Here is a 1,858-nt window from a genome sequence, read left to right as displayed (position 1 = left end):
GGCGCCCAGGCCGCCCCCGCCCCGGCCGCTCCGGCGCCCGCTCCGGTGGCTGCTCCGGCCCCGGTCGCCGGCGCCCCGGCGGCTCCGGCCGCGGACAACGGCGACGCCTACGTGACCCCGCTGGTGCGGAAGGTCGCCGCCGAGCACGGCATCGCCCTGTCGGCCGTGTCCGGCAGCGGCGTCGGCGGCCGCATCCGCAAGCTGGACGTGCTGGCCGCCGCCGAGGCCGCCAAGGCCGCCCAGGCCGCGCCCGCCGCCGCTGCCCCGGCCGCCGCCCCGAAGGCCGCCGCCGCGCCGTCCGCGCTGCGCGGCCAGACGGTCAAGATGACCCGCATGCGCAAGGTCATCGGCGACAACATGATGAAGGCCCTGCACGAGCAGGCGCAGCTCACCAGCGTGGTCGAGGTGGACGTCACCAAGATCATGTCGCTGCGCGGCAAGGCCAAGGACTCCTTCCTCGCCCGCGAGGGCGTGAAGCTGTCCCCCATGCCGTTCTTCGTCAAGGCCGCCGCCCAGGCGCTGAAGGCCCACGCGGTCATCAACGCCCGGATCAACGAGGCCGAGGGCACCATCACCTACTTCGACACCGAGAACATCGGTATCGCGGTGGACTCGGAGAAGGGTCTGATGACCCCGGTCATCAAGGGTGCGGGCGACCTCAACATCGCCGGCATCTCCAAGAAGACCGCCGAGCTGGCCGACAAGGTGCGCGGCAACAAGATCACTCCGGACGAGCTGTCCGGCGCGACCTTCACCATCAGCAACACCGGCTCGCGCGGTGCGCTGTTCGACACCGTCATCGTGCCGCCGAACCAGGCCGCGATCCTGGGCATCGGCGCCACCGTGAAGCGCCCGGTCGTCATCGAGGCCGACGGCGGCACCGCCATCGGCATCCGCGACATGACCTACCTGTCGCTCTCCTACGACCACCGCCTGGTGGACGGCGCGGACGCCGCCCGCTACCTGGTGGCCGTGAAGGAGATCCTCGAGGCCGGCGAGTTCGAGGTCGAGCTCGGCCTGTAAGGACCGCGCCGCACCCCGCGGACGCACGCACGGCGGACCCCCGCCCCGGGACACCGGGGCGGGGGTCCGCCGTTCGCCCGCTCGCCTCCGGGCCCGCTCCGGTGCCGACGCCCGGGGCGGGGGCCGGTGCTTGCGCGCCCCCGGCGGTCCGCTCCGCCCCTCCCCGTCGCGCCTCACATGCATTGGCCGGGGTGAGCGTGGATGCTGGAGCGGTGATGTACGAGACGGACTTCTGGCAGCTGATCGACGACACCCGCGAGGCCGCGGCGGGAGACCCGGACGACCAGGCCGACGCGCTGGTGGACCGGCTGGCGCAGCTCACCCCGGACGACGTCGTCGACTTCGCCCGGCTGTTCGAGGCTCGCTTCCAGCGCGCCTTCACGACCGAGCTGTGGGCCGCCGCGCACCTGATGCTGGGCGGCGCCTCCGCGGACGACTTCGACTTCTTCCGGTGCTGGCTGATCGGCCAGGGCCGCGAGGTGTACGAGCACGCGGTGCACGAGCCGGACGAACTGGCGGTGCTGGTGCCCGACTTCGACGAGGAGGAGGACGGCGAGGCCGAGGACCTCGGCTACGCCGCCGACGAGGCGCACGAGCAACTGACCGGGCTGCCGCTGCCCGACCTGGGCCTGGCACCGCAGGACGACCCGGAGGGCGCGCCGTTCGACTTCGAGGACGACGGCATCATGGCCAAGCGCTTCCCCCGGCTGTGGGAGCGCTTCGGGCGGTGAGGCGGGCACGGCGGGTACTGCGGGCACGGCCCGCCTGTCGGGGCGGCGGACCGGGCCGACGTGACGGACCCGGCCGGCACCGCGGTGCCGGCCGGGGGCGGGTC

At 73.9% G+C, this 1,858-nt stretch carries 2 protein-coding genes; both read left to right on the top strand.

The window, feature by feature from the left end; translation table 11 throughout:
• Nucleotides 1-1,023, top strand: a 1,023-nt coding sequence (sucB, locus tag ABD353_RS39480) for a 2-oxoglutarate dehydrogenase, E2 component, dihydrolipoamide succinyltransferase (RefSeq protein WP_344628549.1), incomplete at its 5' end; no start/stop codon positions are given.
• Nucleotides 1,024-1,238: 215 nt separating this feature from the next.
• Nucleotides 1,239-1,754, top strand: a complete 516-nt coding sequence (locus ABD353_RS39475; RefSeq protein ID WP_344628550.1) for a DUF4240 domain-containing protein — start codon at nucleotides 1,239-1,241, stop codon at nucleotides 1,752-1,754.
• Nucleotides 1,755-1,858: the final 104 nt, after the last annotated feature.

Source organism: Kitasatospora arboriphila, assembly GCF_039528095.1.
Classification (GTDB): Bacteria; Actinomycetota; Actinomycetes; order Streptomycetales; family Streptomycetaceae; genus Kitasatospora; species Kitasatospora arboriphila.
This window is presented reverse-complemented; position numbering and strand designations above follow the sequence as displayed.

What these genes read in the sequence shown, in the direction of transcription:
- ABD353_RS39475 (WP_344628550.1), top strand. Translation starts at nt 1,239, where the DNA reads ATGTACGAGACGGACTTCTGGCAGCTGATCGACGACACCCGCGAGGCC.